This window comes from Wolbachia endosymbiont of Ctenocephalides felis wCfeT (assembly GCF_012277295.1).
GTDB lineage: Bacteria > Pseudomonadota > Alphaproteobacteria > Rickettsiales > Anaplasmataceae > Wolbachia.
The window spans coordinates 55,723-70,633 of the sequence record NZ_CP051156.1 but is presented as its reverse complement, the minus strand read 5'-3'; the positions used below and the strand labels follow the sequence as shown (position 1 = coordinate 70,633).

General features: G+C 34.8%; 18 protein-coding genes. 6 read left to right on the top strand and 12 right to left on the bottom strand.

Going from position 1 to position 14,911, the window contains the following annotated elements; all coding sequences use genetic code 11:
* Positions 1–18: 18 nt before the first annotated feature.
* The 11 genes from HF197_RS00350 to HF197_RS00300 all read right to left on the bottom strand — a co-directional run bounded on the left by HF197_RS00350 (position 19) and on the right by HF197_RS00300 (position 7,568).
* Positions 19–606, bottom strand: coding sequence for a riboflavin synthase (locus HF197_RS00350; RefSeq protein WP_168463830.1), 588 nt, complete (start codon positions 604–606; stop codon positions 19–21).
* Positions 607–642: 36 nt separating this feature from the next.
* Positions 643–2,166 (bottom strand): HlyD family type I secretion periplasmic adaptor subunit, encoded by a 1,524-nt coding sequence (locus HF197_RS00345; protein ID WP_168463829.1) that lies wholly within the window; start codon positions 2,164–2,166, stop codon positions 643–645.
* A gap of 97 nt (positions 2,167–2,263) precedes the next feature.
* Positions 2,264–3,334 (bottom strand): DNA replication/repair protein RecF, encoded by a 1,071-nt coding sequence (recF, locus tag HF197_RS00340; protein ID WP_168463828.1) that lies wholly within the window; start codon positions 3,332–3,334, stop codon positions 2,264–2,266.
* A gap of 21 nt (positions 3,335–3,355) precedes the next feature.
* Positions 3,356–3,862 (bottom strand): hypothetical protein, encoded by a 507-nt coding sequence (locus HF197_RS00335; protein WP_168463827.1) that lies wholly within the window; start codon positions 3,860–3,862, stop codon positions 3,356–3,358.
* A gap of 26 nt (positions 3,863–3,888) precedes the next feature.
* A complete protein-coding gene (locus HF197_RS00330) occupies positions 3,889–4,326 on the bottom strand; it encodes a hypothetical protein (protein WP_168463826.1) in 438 nt (145 codons plus the stop codon).
* A gap of 57 nt (positions 4,327–4,383) precedes the next feature.
* On the bottom strand, positions 4,384–4,968 hold the full coding sequence (locus HF197_RS00325) for an NADH-quinone oxidoreductase subunit C (protein WP_168463825.1): 585 nt from the start codon (positions 4,966–4,968) through the stop codon (positions 4,384–4,386).
* Positions 4,961–5,476 carry a NuoB/complex I 20 kDa subunit family protein gene (locus HF197_RS00320; RefSeq protein ID WP_168463824.1) on the bottom strand — a complete coding sequence of 172 codons (516 nt, stop codon included), beginning with the start codon at positions 5,474–5,476 and terminating at the stop codon, positions 4,961–4,963. Before HF197_RS00320 ends, HF197_RS00325 begins: the two co-directional genes overlap by 8 nt.
* A gap of 4 nt (positions 5,477–5,480) precedes the next feature.
* Positions 5,481–5,834, bottom strand: coding sequence for an NADH-quinone oxidoreductase subunit A (gene ndhC, locus HF197_RS00315; RefSeq protein ID WP_168463823.1), 354 nt, complete (start codon positions 5,832–5,834; stop codon positions 5,481–5,483).
* A gap of 18 nt (positions 5,835–5,852) precedes the next feature.
* Positions 5,853–6,221, bottom strand: coding sequence for an HIT domain-containing protein (locus tag HF197_RS00310; RefSeq protein WP_168463822.1), 369 nt, complete (start codon positions 6,219–6,221; stop codon positions 5,853–5,855).
* Complete coding sequence (locus HF197_RS00305) at positions 6,218–6,394, bottom strand: hypothetical protein (RefSeq protein ID WP_168463821.1); 177 nt, start codon at positions 6,392–6,394, stop codon at positions 6,218–6,220. The genes HF197_RS00310 and HF197_RS00305 overlap by 4 nt, the downstream gene beginning before the upstream one ends.
* Positions 6,395–6,494: 100 nt before the next feature.
* Complete coding sequence (locus tag HF197_RS00300; RefSeq protein WP_168463820.1) at positions 6,495–7,568, bottom strand: hypothetical protein; 1,074 nt, start codon at positions 7,566–7,568, stop codon at positions 6,495–6,497.
* A gap of 223 nt (positions 7,569–7,791) precedes the next feature.
* Between HF197_RS00300 and HF197_RS00295 the strand changes: the two genes are divergently transcribed.
* On the top strand, positions 7,792–9,267 hold the full coding sequence (locus HF197_RS00295) for a UbiD family decarboxylase (protein WP_168463819.1): 1,476 nt from the start codon (positions 7,792–7,794) through the stop codon (positions 9,265–9,267).
* A gap of 55 nt (positions 9,268–9,322) precedes the next feature.
* A complete protein-coding gene (locus tag HF197_RS00290) occupies positions 9,323–9,865 on the top strand; it encodes a hypothetical protein (protein WP_168463818.1) in 543 nt (180 codons plus the stop codon).
* A gap of 69 nt (positions 9,866–9,934) precedes the next feature.
* Here the strand turns inward: HF197_RS00290 and rsmD are convergent, their stop codons facing one another.
* Positions 9,935–10,486, bottom strand: coding sequence for a 16S rRNA (guanine(966)-N(2))-methyltransferase RsmD (gene rsmD, locus HF197_RS00285; RefSeq protein ID WP_168463817.1), 552 nt, complete (start codon positions 10,484–10,486; stop codon positions 9,935–9,937).
* Positions 10,487–10,729: 243 nt separating this feature from the next.
* On the opposite strand from rsmD, the gene HF197_RS00280 reads away from it, so the two are divergent.
* The 4 genes from HF197_RS00280 to HF197_RS00265 all read left to right on the top strand — a co-directional run bounded on the left by HF197_RS00280 (position 10,730) and on the right by HF197_RS00265 (position 14,827).
* Positions 10,730–11,062: a hypothetical protein gene (locus HF197_RS00280; RefSeq protein WP_168463816.1), complete on the top strand. Its 333-nt coding sequence runs from the start codon at positions 10,730–10,732 to the stop codon at positions 11,060–11,062.
* A gap of 5 nt (positions 11,063–11,067) precedes the next feature.
* A complete protein-coding gene (locus HF197_RS00275; RefSeq protein WP_168463815.1) occupies positions 11,068–12,888 on the top strand; it encodes a cell envelope integrity TolA family protein in 1,821 nt (606 codons plus the stop codon).
* Positions 12,889–12,922: 34 nt separating this feature from the next.
* On the top strand, positions 12,923–13,192 hold the full coding sequence (locus tag HF197_RS00270) for a hypothetical protein (protein WP_168463814.1): 270 nt from the start codon (positions 12,923–12,925) through the stop codon (positions 13,190–13,192).
* A gap of 102 nt (positions 13,193–13,294) precedes the next feature.
* Positions 13,295–14,827: a hypothetical protein gene (locus tag HF197_RS00265; protein ID WP_168463813.1), complete on the top strand. Its 1,533-nt coding sequence runs from the start codon at positions 13,295–13,297 to the stop codon at positions 14,825–14,827.
* Positions 14,828–14,911 lie beyond the last annotated feature (84 nt).

Below are 14,911 nucleotides of genomic sequence, written 5' to 3'. Positions count from 1 at the left end.
ATAACAAAATTATAAAATTTAAGCATCTTTATTTTTTATTAATTGGTTTAAATATCTAGCAACTATATCAACTTCTAAGTTAAGATGATCACCTACTTTATTGTACTGAAAAGTAGTATTCTCCCATGTATAAGGAATTATATTTACAGTGAATTCTCCATTACTTACTGAATTCACTGTCAGAGAAACTCCATCCAATGCAATAGAGCCCTTCTTTGCTATAAATTTAATTAACTCCTGCGGGCATAACAGCTTGATCTCGTGAGAACCTAAATTTTGATTAATTTCTAAAATTTCCACTGTTGAGTCCACATGACCCTGAACTAAGTGGCCATCAATCCTATCACTTAACCTCATCGCCTGTTCTAGATTTATTTTTTCACCTATTTTCCATTTGTTGAGGTTAGTAACTTTCATAGTTTCTTGAGAAACTTGCACTGTAAATATATCATCAATAGCGGTCAAACACACGCCAGAGCAGGCCACTGAATCGCCTTCATTTACAGGTGATAAGTTTGATGCCTTAATGCAAAATATTTGATCAGAATTGGGGCTATTAGTAATGTCAACTATAGTTCCAATATCTACAACAATTCCTTTAAACATAATAAAGACCCTTTAAGAAAGTATTATACCAGACTTTTATCTTTCTATAAATGATCTATCAACTATTGCAATTATAGGTGTAAATAAAAATGACAGAAGAGTACGAGATTGAGTTACTATGTATACTTCCGCCGGCATACCAGGATATAAGTATACATTTTTGAACTGAGCAAGCTCTGATTGTGGTATTACCACACGCACTGAATAATAACGCCCTAGCCTTTGATCATCAAGAGCATCAGGTGAAATGTGGCTAACTATACCATTAATTAAGCTCAAACGACGTGCGCTATAAGCGCTTAAACGAACTTTGACCTTTAATCCTTCCAATCCATCAACAGAGACTATATTACTATCTTTTTTTTGTGCCGTTATAATTTCTTCTATATTTCTGGTGTGAATCTTAGCATCTATTATCAGATCATCGTCTGATGGAACTACGCTCATAATCGGAACGCCAGATTGTATAACACCACCTTCAGTATGATATCTTATATCTGTAACTATTCCATCTTGAGGAGATTTAATTACTGTGCGTGCTAGTGAATCCTCAGCAACCATAAATCTTTCTCTTAAATCAGCAATTGATGTACTCACTTCTTTCAGTTCAGCATTTGCTCTTTCTTGTGAATCATTTCTAACATTTATAATTTCCAATTCGTTTTCACCAACTCTTTGCTGCACTTGAGAGATTGCAGCGCGATAATGCCCTACCCTACCCTCAATTTCTGCAAATTGCTTCTCTAAAGCTAAAATATGCGGCTTGCCTATGTGACCACTAACAAGCAGTTGCCTTTTACTTTCTAATTCTTCGGTTACTAAGTCATATTGCTTGTGAGCTGCATCTAGTTGAGAATTTAATCCTACTAACTCATCATTTAACTGTTTTATACGTTGTTGTAATATATCAGTTTTCCCTAATATACTTTTGCGCTGAGAGCTAAATAACTTTACTTGATTCTTTATAACTTTATTAACAAGCTCTTCGCTGGATAGGGTTTTAATTTCATCAGAAAATTCTAGTGTATCAAGACCTCCCCTAATTGCAAGAAGCCTTGCTTCAGTTGCTAAGTATGATAAAAGCTTTTCTTTTATGATACTTAGGTTTGCTTTCTCACTAACATCGCTTAGTAACACCAAGGGCTCATCTTTCTTAACCGCTTGACCATCTTTTACTAAAATTTTGCTTATTATGCCTCCACCCAAATGTTGAACAATTTTTCTGTTCGAAGATACAATAACCTCCCCACTTGCATGCACCGCCCCATCAATTGGAGCAACTGCAGACCAAATGCCACCTATTCCAAAGAAAATAAGAATTACTATCAGGCCAAAAAATAATGGCCCCCATGTTACTCTAAGAACTTCATTTACATTATTGCTTTCACGCTTCAAAATAAAGCTGATAATTGCATCAATCCACGCTAATGTTCTGTCCAAAAATTTTGAATTTTTCTTCTTTTTTTTATATTCCCCTTGCATGCCAGAATTATTGCTATTATCAAGTAGACCTGTCAAAGAAAATTTGTTACCACCAAGCTTTTTTATCTTACTTGTCATGTTGAGAACTTAAGTTAATTTTAAGCATAGCACATAAAGACAAATAATCTATTATTTAATCATTCTATTTCAGTTTTAGAGCTCTAAAGTAAACTATTTAGTAATGATTACTTGCTAATGTAAAGAATTTGAAAGCTTTACAATAATCATTAAAATTTTCCTGGTTTACATCAGTAATCCAAGTCTGACATCGAATGTCTAATACTTCCTCTATCAATGCTTTCCTGTAATGTTGATCCAAATGAGACATTATGTCATCAAGTAAAAGAATTGGTGCTTTAGCACTCCTTGCTTTTACACTTGATAAAATAATAGAAAGTAATAGCAATTTTTGCTCACCAGTAGAGCACAGAGTTATTGGTATATCTTGATAAAAAACCTGAAAATTGTCGTTATGTATACCAAAGGTTACTCTGCCTATTAGTGCATCTTTTGCTCTGCTTTCTTTTAAACGGCTTTGGCAATATTCTACAGTCTCATTTGAAGCAAGTTGACTGCTAAACCTCAAGCTCGCTTTTGGAAAAGCTTTAGAAGAATGGTTGTCAATTGTATCTTGCAACATTTTCAGGACAGATAATCGCATACGCAAAATTTCAACTGCATTAATAGCCATAATCTTTTCAAGACTGGAAAGCCAATGATCATCTAAAATATTTTTTCTTAATAGTTTGCTCCGTTCATGTTTAGCTTTTCTGTATTTCATATAACAGCAAGTGTAATTCTCTTCAAACAGCGAAACTATACGATCTAAAAATTTTAATCTATCGCTTGGAGAATTGATGAGTATTTGATCCATTTGTGGGATCAGCCAAATTACATTTGATAGCTTATACAAAGACGAATGGGTTGATTGCACTTTCCCATCTATCTGAACTGATTTCTTACTCATACTTTTTGCAATGCCAATTGAATTAAATTCAGTTCCATTGAAAAAGTTGTAATGCACTGCCCAATCTTGACTATAGAATCTGTTCTGCATTTCACTGATTTTTGCCTTCTTCATGCCATTGCTTTTGGCAAGTAACGATATTGCTTCCAGTATATTAGTTTTACCAATGCCATTCTTACCAGTTACTATGACTGAGTTATTTTCCGCATTCAGCTCAAAATTTGCATGATTGCGAAAATTATATAACTTTATATTTTTTATGTAACAGTGAGTAGCCATTAAGCCTACAGCAAGTTTGTTTTAACAAATTGGTTCTACCTCAGTGTGTGTATGTCCATTAGCCTGACTAGTTTCTAAATCTGTTAATCTACACGACTGCTTTTTAAGCTCTTTACTGCGAGAATACACAATTAATGCACAGCCAGAAATCAATAAAGCAACACCCAGTAAGCCCAAAGCAGGAAAAACAACAGGATTCAGAGACGCTAATTCAGTTACTTCAAGCATCGTCAATACTTTTCTTGTTAAGAGTACAGAAGAACCAACAAGCGTTAATCCAGTTGCAAGTAGATAGATGTCATTTTTCTCACCTTTACCTTCTTTTACACAATCATGGATAGCTACAGCACAGGAAATGAAGTTAGCAATTAAAAAAAGCGTGTCTTCTACTATTCCAAATGGTGATATTTCACCTATTAACTCACTCGAAATAATTAATAAAGGTGCTATAGCTTTAACACAGGCTAAACAAAAACCTAAATCAAAATTACTGTGCTTATCCTTTTTCACTCCTCCTTCACTTTTCATATCTTTTAATTCTTCTTCTTTATCCTTTATCCTTTATCCTTTATTTCTCGCTCTTTTTGTGCTATTTTTATGTTATTATAGATTAGATATATCGCACAAGCAAGCGATAAAGCTGTAGAAGGAAGTAAAGCGTGGCCTAGTACAATGCCTATAGTACTTTGTAATATGTAACCACCATATATTGTTTCTAGCTGAATAACCATTAGCAACGCAAATGGAATCACAGCAATCAATGAAATACATTGCCTCTTTTGCTCTCTTTTTTCTAGCTTCAGTAATTTTTTTTTCAGCCCAAGTAGTTCTTGTTCTAGTTTTTCTTTCTTAATTTCTGGATTAAGTATTGATAAAAAATCCCAAAAAAAATCTTCTGGTGGCTTGGGATCTTTTCTTAGGCGTTTTTTTACACGCGCTTGAAGCTTCTTAAAAAAAAATTTCAGTTTATCAGTATCTTTAGGTACATTCATAACGTTAACCTAACCATAACATCAATTAATATATTATACACTTTTATGTACTTTAAGTCAAGATTCGTCAGCTTTTTCTACTTTTTCCAACACAGAATGTGATTTCCAAGGTGACAAACTATCAAACATACGAAAATCCTGCGGTAAATCTATAGGGTTATACACAACCTTTTTTGTCTCCACATTGTATCTTACCTCTTCATAACCAGTCAGAGGAAAGTCTTTTAGCATTGGGTAGCCCTTGAATCCATAATCTGTAAGAATTCTCCGCAAATCTGAATGATTAGAAAACTCTATCCCATACATATCAAACACTTCACGCTCAAACCATGAAGCTGTGCTAAATATTTTCTCTACACTTGTGGGAGTATCGCTTTCATATAACTGAAGCTTTACGTGTACCCTAGCATTATGTACAACGCTAAGCAGATTGTATATCAGCTCAAAACGCTTCTCTCTATCTGGATAATCTACTCCAAAGACATCAATTAGTAACTCAAATCTGCACTTTTCATCATCACGTAAGAAAAGTAAGTGCTTTTCAATATTATCTAGGGTTGAATGTATTACAATAGTGCCATCATCACTTTGAATACAATCACACTTAAGCTTTTTTTGTATATAATTTGCGAGTTTATCCATGCTTGATATTTTTGGTTCTTTTTATTTTATTTTGTAAACACAACAGCCCATATAACAATGCTTCAGCAGTGGGCGGACATCCAGGAACGTATACATCAACTGGTACAATCCGATCGCAACCTCGCACCACTGAGTAAGAGTAATGATAATAACCACCGCCATTTGCACAACTTCCCATGGAGATAACATATTTTGGATCTGCCATTTGATCATAAACTTTACGCAATGCTGCTGCCATTTTATTAGTTAATGTACCAGCAACAATCATCACATCTGACTGCCGCGGACTTGCACGAAACATTATTCCATATCTATCAAGATCATAGCGACTGGATGCGGTGTGCATCATCTCAACTGCACAACATGCAAGACCAAACGTCATTGGCCATAATGAACCAGATCTCGCCCAATTCATTACGTAATCTACTAAATCACCAAATTTTGTGACGAGAAATCCTTCTTTTTTATACCGACTCCAATCGTCATTAGATAAAATTTGACTTGTCATAAATTCACTCCCATTCTAATGCACCTTTGCACCACTCATAGATAAAACCTATAGTGAGTATTGCAAGAAACACCATCATAGACCAAAACCCAGTATAACTTATTTTAGACAAAGAAACAGCCCAAGGAAAAAGAAACGCAATTTCCAAATCAAATATGATAAACAATATTGAAACTAAGTAAAATTTAATATCAAAGCTTTTTCTTGCACTAGATAGAGGATTAAAACCACATTCATATGCAGAAAGTTTTTCACTGTCAGGTTTATTCACTGCAAGAAACATGGGCAGCACACCTAAAGCAAGCGATACTACAACTGATACGCAGATAAAAACTACTATAGTTAAATACTCACTCATTGTGATAAATTTACATCGTCATGAGTTTACATGCTTTCCTAGTCTTTTACCACCTAAAATATGTACATGAAAATGCGGTACAACTTGCTCCCCATTTTTACCGTGATTAGTAACTAATCTGTACCCTGTTTTTTCTAAATCATATTGATGTGCTATTTCTCTTACAGTTTTGAAAAAATTGATTACCTCTTCCTCAGAGGCATTTAGAATAAAATCGTCGTATGAAATATATTGATTTTTTGGTACAACTAAAATGTGCACTGGGGCATCTGGATATTTGTCATGAAAAGCTAGCACATTCTCATTTTCATGCACTTTTTCACAAGGTGATACACCCCTTAGTATTTGAGCAAAGATATTGTCATTATCATAACTTATACTGCTCATGCTTGAGAGCGACCACTCCCATTTCCTTTGGTGTTAGGAGTCGCTGATGGTCCTTCTACAGCTCCAGGAACATCTTGAACCTTTCCATCACCAAACAATTCACGTGCACATTCTACTATCTCTGACTTTCCTCTTAAGTGATCTTTTGCCTCACTTACCTGAGCAGACCGCAAGTTCTCTCCACTACAGTAGAACTTATCCGGTTTAGTCATATTTTGTTCCTCATCTGTTATTATAGTTGTCATAACATTTACCTATAAAAAATTACTACTTTTACTTCCCTCTTACAGAATCCTTTGACTCACTCCGTATATTCCGTGACCTTATCGTTTCCTCAAATGATCCTGCTGTCTTACCTCCTTTATTTAGTATGTCACCCGCTTCTTTAATATCCTTTAAAGATTGCTTGTCAACAATTTTATCATCAAATAATGGACCTCCTTCACTTACCATGTCACTCTTTCTTTTATCATCCTCTTCTAATGACACATTTTGCACAGGTGGTTTGCCTTGTGCTGGCTGTACGCCTAGTGTAGGATTTGACCTTATAGCTTCTGATAGTCCACCTTGTGCAGGCTGTACGCCTACAGGATTTTGCCTTATAGCTTCTGATGGTCCACCTTGTGCAGGCTGTACACCTTGATTTGGCGTTAAAGCTTCTGATGCCTCCTGCTGTTTCCTATTCTCATAGCCTCGCAATAAATTTATTGCATTGCCACGCAGCCACTCTCTATCTTCATACTTTTTAAACTCCCCACCAGCAATTCTTGCAAGGCCTTTCAAATTACCACCAATTCTTTCTTCAATTTTTTTAAGAGTAAGCTCTCTAATTTCTTTCTTACTCTTTCCTTTGTTATTAGGATCATCTTCAACACTCTTAACTATTTCTTCAACATCAAATTTAATTAAGATTTTATTACCTGCCCTATCTATAGTTATATCTGGAAATTCTTTTTCTATTTGTCCTAACTTCTCATTACTCAAATAAGGTATGTCCCCTGTAAGAGTCCTTGATGCCATAGATACAACCCTTCCATCTTTCGCCTGATCTACTACACAAAAACTATGTTTTTTACTAGAACCTGTATTTTTTATAGGAGGACGATAAGGTAGCTCTTCCTTCCCAATAATGCGGCGGAAACCATTTTTTATATCGTGCTTTACTCTATCCCAGGATTTAAACCAGTTCCCCTTCTTTGCAGGATATATTAAACCTTTGCCTGTAACTACAACAACTCTCCATCCAACTTTAGCTACAGTGGTGGCACCGCTCTTTATGACACCACATATTCTAGCCCAAATAGACTCTTTATTTTGATTTTGCCCTTTATTTCCTTTGCCAGCCATATATGTCTCCCACAATTAAACGCTTTTCAAATTATATATGAAAACATTTAAACTTTTATATCTAGTATAAGATGAAATTATAAATATTTCAACTGTTATTTACACACCTCAAGAATTCTGGCATCCTATAACCATTTTAGGCAGCACTTAAAACCTATGGATTTCAACCCATATTGGTTGAATTTCTCATAGCAAAAACTGAATAAATCCATAAAATAAGAACATGTATGATAACTTACGTGACTTCATCAAAGTTCTAGAAGAAAGAAACGATCTCATCAGAATAAAGGAAGAAGTTTCAACAATTCTTGAGATTACAGAAATTCATCGCCGGGTTTTGTCGAATAAAGGGCCTGCGATCATTTTTGAAAATGTTGTCACAGAACACGGTAAAAATTCAATTCCAGTCTTAGTTAACCTGTTTGGCACTATCGAAAGAATTACCCTAGGGCTCAGTCATGAATTAAGAGACCTTGGTAAACTTTTAGCGTTTTTGCAATCTCCTGAGCCACCAAAGAACTTTAAAGATGTCATAAAAATGTTTCCTTTGTTGAAGGTAGTATTATCCATGCGAAGTAAGGTTGTGAGTAAAGCTCCATGTCAAGAAGTAGTGCTTACAGGAGATGAAGTGGACCTTAGTCTATTGCCAATTCAAACATGCTGGCCAAATGAACCAGCACCACTGATTACCTGGCCAATCGTGGTAACAAGAGACCCAACAGATAATAAACAGGACAATTTTAACCTGGGAATATATCGCATGCAGGTTATAGATAAAAAAACGACTCTAATGCGCTGGCTTGCACACCGTGGAGGTGCGAGCCATCACAAAAGATGGAAGGAGAAAAGACAGGATATGAAATTTCCTGCCGCTGCTGTAATTGGAGCTGATCCTGCAACAATTATTGCTGCCGTTACTCCGGTACCAGAAACACTTTCGGAATATCAATTTGCCGGATTGCTGCGCAAAAAGCCGTTAGAACTTGTGAATTGCAAAACTATACCGCTTCAAGTGCCAGCTCATGCAGAAATTGTGCTTGAGGGTTATGTCAGCTTGGATAGATATCAAGATGAGGGGCCATATGGCGATCACACTGGTTACTATAACTCTGTTGAACAATTTCCTGAATTTAACATCACTGCAATTACAATGCGTAAAAATCCAATTTATCTCAGTACTTATACTGGAAAACCACCAGATGAGCCGTCAATACTTGGTGAAGCACTGAATGAAATTTTTGTACCAATTTTGATCAATCAATTCCCAGAGATAGTGGATTTTTACCTACCACCAGAGGGTTGTTCATATAGAATAGCAGTGGTATCGATGAAAAAATCCTACCCAGGGCACGCAAAAAGGATTGTTATGGGCATACTTTCTTTTCTCAAGCAGTTTTTATACACAAAATTTATCATAGTTATAGATGATGATATAAATATACGTGATTGGAAAGAAGTTATGTGGGCAATGTCAACGCGAATGGATCCAGTACGCGATACAATTATGATTGAAAATGCACCAATTGATTACTTGGATTTTGCTTCTCCAGAAAGTGGACTTGGAGGAAAAATTGGATTTGATGCGACAAATAAAATTCAGCCTGAAACTAAACGAGAATGGGGCAAAAAGATTGAAATGAACGAGGAAATAGTGAGAAAGGTTACAGAGAAGTGGAAAGAGTATGGATTTTTTGATTGATTAATATAGTTATTACAGCATGATAAATTCAAGCTAAAATTCTAGAGGTAAAGTAGTGAGTTATATTATTAATGACACGATTGGCAGCTATGCTGCAGTTCATGATTTTTTTTACGATAATGGTGTTGGGGATTATAACATTCGGTGTACTTACGGCGGTGTACCCTATGCAACCGATGAATATGTACACGCTGGTGATAAATTTTGGAGCTCTAATTTTATAGACTCACATTTTGGCAAAAAGATAAAAATGTATCCTCAAAGTGAGCTCTTGGCTAAAGAGTACGCTGGTAATACCTTGCCAATTTCAATACTGCTAGAGAAAGATTCAATCAAAATAACGGAATGCCAGAAAAAGACAAAATTTGTAGAGCTTGAGACAGAATCAGGTGAAGTAGTATTTGATAAACAGAAGCGTATAAAATGCTATACAACAAGGCTATCATACGATGATGTACATGTTTACAATAACGATAAAGTTTCAACATTCAGCATTGAATATGATGCACCAGATCCGAAATATTGCATGAATGTAACATTTACAAAAGTTAATGATAATAAGCCAGGGTTTTGGCAGAAGTTTAAAAATATGTTTTAAACTCTATACAGTCCCATAGTTCCTTTTTCTGCGGTAATTTTCTATATGTTACACTCTGCGGCTGTACATCTAAGTAATTGATGGAGAAAGAAAGACTATTTTTGCTACACCGTAGATACGCTCCAAAATTACATTAAAATTCTCACTGCATTGAAAATCCTCATCTTTTTTGATTTCCAGAATTATTAATGCATTATCACTCAACCAACCAGCATTGACTAATCCATCTAAGGTTGAGTCAATCATGCCGCTATTATAAGGCGGATCCATAAAAACTATATCACACTTCGAAGTTGGCTGTGGCAGCTTATCAGCACTGCAACAAATTAGTGTGACATTATCTGTAACACTAAAAATCTCTGCTGTTTTTTTAGGCAATTGCAGATTGTAATAATCTGAATCCACCATAAATGCATGCTTAGCGCCACGAGAAAGTGCTTCAAATGATAAAGCACCACTACCGCAAAATAAATCCAATACATTTGCATTGTTAATGGATTTTCTCGATGAAAGAATATTGAATATCGCCTCTCGCACAACACCCATAGTTGGCCGTGCAGTTAACTGCTTACTTGTGGTTATCTTTCTTCCACGATGTTTGCCGGCAATGATACGTAACATATTAATGATTTAAATATGTTATTAGTATATCAATAACATTCATGAATGAAAAATGACTGAAGCAAATGCTGTATAGAGTGTAGTAAAGTTATATATGAAATAGCTTTATATGCAATCTATTAGCGTAAGACTAGAAAATATTATTCAATCAAAAAGTATATAATTAACATAAAATACTAATAGATATTCTTGTTGTAATGGTATATAATTTTCTATAATATGTAGGCTTTATGTAGGGGGGTTATGCCAAGTTTTTTTTATAAATCATTTGAAGAAAGAGTTAATGCAGCAATAGATGCAAAAGATGCTAAGCTAGTTCAAGTTTTATTAGGATCAAAGTATTGCCAGCTTTGGCAGTATTGGCTAGTACATTGTATTATTGTCTCTAAAGGGTTAAATATGGAAAGAATAACCCAAGCAAAGTTGTTCTTAAGTATTATTAAAAAGCAAGGAGAGATTTTGCAAGAACAGAAGGAATTACTAGAGGAGAGAAAGAAATTCTTACAAGACAATGACAAGGAAAATATTCAAGATTCCAGTCGAGCAAATCAAATAAAAAAGAGCAGAATTTTCTGAAAGATTTGTTAATTGCTATAAAAGATGCTGCAGTTGAGTGCAGAGATGCCATAGTAGAGCAATCGAATCAAAAGATTGATTATCGTAAATTTTATATACCACATAGCCTGTTAAATAATCGGAGTAGCAGCAGAGATCTTCAATATGTAATTCAACAAATAAGTACAATATCATCTGCGGAAGCATTAAGTTTAGCTGAAGAAGTTGATGACGTAATTGAAGAAATAAACAAACAAGTTAATAGTGAAATATGGCAGCAAAGTGACATAAGTACTAGAACTTCATATTATTTAGGTAAGATAGCTGGTCGAATAGAAGAATCTATAGATGGCGAAAATGGCAGATTGCTTGATCACGCTATAAATGCTATTCCAGAAAACATTGAGGTGAGAGGCCGTAGCTTACCGATTAGGACCATAGCAAATGTTATTGTAGCTGGATTGAGGTTAGTTCCCAATGGAGCATTAAAATTAACGGAAATTACATATGATAATATTGACTCCTTAGCTTGTGTGGAAGGTAATTTGCAAGAGATAGAAAGGTTTGTCGCTAAAATTGAAGAGATAATAAAAGAAAAGCAGGATTTAAGTGATAGGTTAGCTGCAACAAATGATAAGATAAAAAATCAAGTAATAGAAAGAATGAACGATGGTAAATTTACTGATAAGAAATTTGTGGAAGATGTGTATAAGGCATTTCTGTATAACTATCTGGATTATGCAAGAACAAATCCAAATAATTTACTATACCATGATATAGAAAAAGAGAACTTCAATACAAAAAAGGTAGCAGAAAAAATTATTACACTGTTGAAAGAGGTTGAGTATGAGAAATTTGGAGATTTTTTAATCAACGCTATCAAGAAGCAAGAGCCTGACTTTGATATAATCAAAGTACTAATAGTCAATTCTGCTCCCTTATTTTCATGTAGTATTACAGATGAAAAAGCAAATAGGAACTTACGGAAATTAATGCAAAAATCTTTTCATAATATAATGATAGATGTGCATAATTTACTATTTAATTTTAACAAACATTTTGGAGATATAGATGTGGATGTAAGTTTATTGTCCTGTTTTCCTAATAGGGATGGAAGCTATACAGAGAGCTGTAAAAACAATATCATGTTAAAAGGTAATAGAAAACAGCAAGCGTTACTAAAAGAAATCAGGAAATTTATAAACGAGATAGAGGAGTTAAAATCAAAGGGAGGATTAAATCGCGTTAGGGGATGGGGATATTTTGGTCTGCATTTTTTATTGTACAAGTGTTACGATTCAATTCGATTTCTTTTTAATAAATATGAAGCAAGTTCAGAAGAGGAATGTAGTGTTATAGATGAAAAGATTAAAGAGTTTTTATGTAAAGCACAACACTCTATAGCAATAGGAAGTGAGGGAATGATAAAAGAGTATATAGAAGAGATTAAAGAGAGAATGAAAATTGAGGAGAATAGTGATGTACGAGAACTGTACAAGATAGTTAGTTGTGACAGGTGGAGAGATGTTAGGCGTCAAGACAGAGACAATGGTTGGCGAAGTACACCTGATAATGAGACACTAGAAAAATTTATATATAATACTAGCAAGAGAATAAGTGAACTTGATAAAATACAGGCACAAGGCGAAAGAGCTATAGCTGACCAAAGAACTGAAAGAGCTGAAGAAGGAAAACGTGCATCTGATCAAAGAGCTGAGAAAGAATCTAAAGGAAGACAAGAAGCAGAGCAAAGGGCAGAACAGAATGCTCAAAGGGCTGAAAAGCTTGCAGAAGCATTGAGGCAAGCAGGGATAGTCCGGATACTGTTTTACAAAGTGTCAACGTGAGCCAAGGCGCAAGCGCTGGCATGGGTATGTAATCATGAATAACTTAGATGAATGGAGAGAAAATGTAATTAAGTTTTTATCCAGCAGGAGAAAATATCGGATATTAGGGGGAGAATTTGGTCCAACGTTACTTGATGAGTTATCTTGTAGCTATGGCTATATAAGAATAGGTACAGTGCTTATTCCAATAGCTGCACTTTCAGCTGGGTTAATATCGCTTATTGTGACGCGTAAGATAGAATTAGCTGCGGCAGTAACTTCCAGTTTTATAGTTCTAATGAAAAATGTGAGCATTTCTTTCTAAAAAAACTCAATTTAAAATATTGCCAAGACTTTCTAATATATGCTATTATAAGCATATATTTTAGAGTGTTTTACTATAGCTTTAAAAATTTAATGGGGGTGTATGGATTATAATTTGGTGCCACCTGAGAATTTACGGGAAAGTGCACTGATAGTAGCAGCAATCAATTTGTTTACACAGAACCCTGTAAAAGGTCAAATCTTAAGGGTATTTGAATATCACTCGCAGGGTGATTTTGATGATCGGTGGAAAGAAGTAGAAAAGATAATAAAAGAAAGAATAAAGGGGCTAAAGCTACCACAAACCTTGGAAGATGATCTATCAGGTATTAGTAGACAGATAAGTTTAGAAATCCTGGAATGGTCCAAATACTACGGCAAATATTATTGTGAATCAGCATTTTTTAATAACATATGCTGGACACCACAAGGTTCAATAGACGCAGAAAAGACAGCTAAGAAATTGGTGAGTTATGAGAGTTTGAGTGTTTTAAAACGCTATGAGATAGCTTGCATTCATTGTTTTGAAGATATGATTCCTGATTTATGGAAACAATTAGGTAAAGAGGCAAGTCATTTAAAGAGAATGAAAAGGAGCAGGATGTATGATCGTTTAGCAATTTTTTGGAGCTATTACATAAATGACCGGGCAGGGGAAATAATTAAAGATAGTTCAATAAATGAGTACGGCTTAAATATTGCAATAGAGCAAGGAAATAGCGTTGCTGTAAGATATTTCTGGACAAAATTAACCCCTGAAGAAAAGGAAAAAAATAGAGAGAAGTGCATAGTAATTGCAGCACAAAAGCCTTTAACTGGATCAGGGTTAGATAAGGATATACGCTTTCCGAAAAGCTGCTATATCAGTATCTTATGTTTTTTTCTTAATCAAATAAGCGAAGAGCAGCAGGTGAAGATTTTGCACAATAATGCTACAAAACTAAATTATAATATATTAAAAGGTTTTCTAAATTTTCCATATCAACACTTTTTTAAACCCACTGCAAAGCATGCACTCAGTTTTCTTGAAAACGAAGATTATTACTATTTGCTATCATCTATAGCTGATAGGATTCTAATTAATCATGAGATTTATGGAGAGTTATTTCAGTATGCTTGGCAAAAAATGCCCGGTAGAGAATCTGCTATAAATGCATGGCAAATTGAAGAAGCAGTATCCCAATTATTTGAATTAAAAGATTACAGAAATGCAAAATTAGTTTTGAGCAGTACGCTTACGTCGCTCAGAGAAAAACTCATTTTTTCCGATAGAGGTGAGGATATTTGCTACAGTTTAGCTAAAAAAGATGAGTGGGATGCATTGGAAGATTTCATAAACCTCTGCTTGGTTAACAGGTATGTGGCTCTAAGGTTTAACAACACAGAAAAAATTTCATGTCGCTTATCAACAGATGAGTTAGATAGTAATGCAGAGAAATTTACTAGGCTTGTAAACCGTTATGTTGCCTCATTTTACATAGATCTATTTTGTAAGGAGATAGGGATAGGCAAGAAAAGAAAATGGGAAAGCGATGGTAACTCAGGCAAAGGCGGCGGTGAGTTAAATAAAAAAATCAAAACAGCATTAGAAGATAATAAAGTGACAAGTGGTGTAGGCTTCAAATGCGTAAGTTGATAGAGTTATTTCTCAGCAAAGATAGGGAAGATCAAGAGGAATTTAATAGGCAATTTAAACAGATTGTATCTGAGGTACCAAATA

What these genes read in the sequence shown, in the direction of transcription:
- HF197_RS00300 (WP_168463820.1), bottom strand. Translation starts at nt 7,568, where the DNA reads ATGGCTGGCAAAGGAAATAAAGGGCAAAATCAAAATAAAGAGTCTATT.
- HF197_RS00325 (WP_168463825.1), bottom strand. Translation starts at nt 4,968, where the DNA reads ATGGATAAACTCGCAAATTATATACAAAAAAAGCTTAAGTGTGATTGT.
- HF197_RS00335 (WP_168463827.1), bottom strand. Translation starts at nt 3,862, where the DNA reads ATGAAAAGTGAAGGAGGAGTGAAAAAGGATAAGCACAGTAATTTTGAT.
- HF197_RS00280 (WP_168463816.1), top strand. Translation starts at nt 10,730, where the DNA reads ATGCCAAGTTTTTTTTATAAATCATTTGAAGAAAGAGTTAATGCAGCA.
- recF (WP_168463828.1), bottom strand. Translation starts at nt 3,334, where the DNA reads ATGGCTACTCACTGTTACATAAAAAATATAAAGTTATATAATTTTCGC.
- rsmD (WP_168463817.1), bottom strand. Translation starts at nt 10,486, where the DNA reads ATGTTACGTATCATTGCCGGCAAACATCGTGGAAGAAAGATAACCACA.
- HF197_RS00310 (WP_168463822.1), bottom strand. Translation starts at nt 6,221, where the DNA reads ATGAGCAGTATAAGTTATGATAATGACAATATCTTTGCTCAAATACTA.
- HF197_RS00320 (WP_168463824.1), bottom strand. Translation starts at nt 5,476, where the DNA reads ATGACAAGTCAAATTTTATCTAATGACGATTGGAGTCGGTATAAAAAA.
- HF197_RS00295 (WP_168463819.1), top strand. Translation starts at nt 7,792, where the DNA reads ATGTATGATAACTTACGTGACTTCATCAAAGTTCTAGAAGAAAGAAAC.
- HF197_RS00330 (WP_168463826.1), bottom strand. Translation starts at nt 4,326, where the DNA reads ATGAATGTACCTAAAGATACTGATAAACTGAAATTTTTTTTTAAGAAG.
- ndhC (WP_168463823.1), bottom strand. Translation starts at nt 5,834, where the DNA reads ATGAGTGAGTATTTAACTATAGTAGTTTTTATCTGCGTATCAGTTGTA.
- HF197_RS00270 (WP_168463814.1), top strand. Translation starts at nt 12,923, where the DNA reads ATGAATAACTTAGATGAATGGAGAGAAAATGTAATTAAGTTTTTATCC.
- HF197_RS00345 (WP_168463829.1), bottom strand. Translation starts at nt 2,166, where the DNA reads ATGACAAGTAAGATAAAAAAGCTTGGTGGTAACAAATTTTCTTTGACA.
- HF197_RS00265 (WP_168463813.1), top strand. Translation starts at nt 13,295, where the DNA reads ATGGATTATAATTTGGTGCCACCTGAGAATTTACGGGAAAGTGCACTG.
- HF197_RS00350 (WP_168463830.1), bottom strand. Translation starts at nt 606, where the DNA reads ATGTTTAAAGGAATTGTTGTAGATATTGGAACTATAGTTGACATTACT.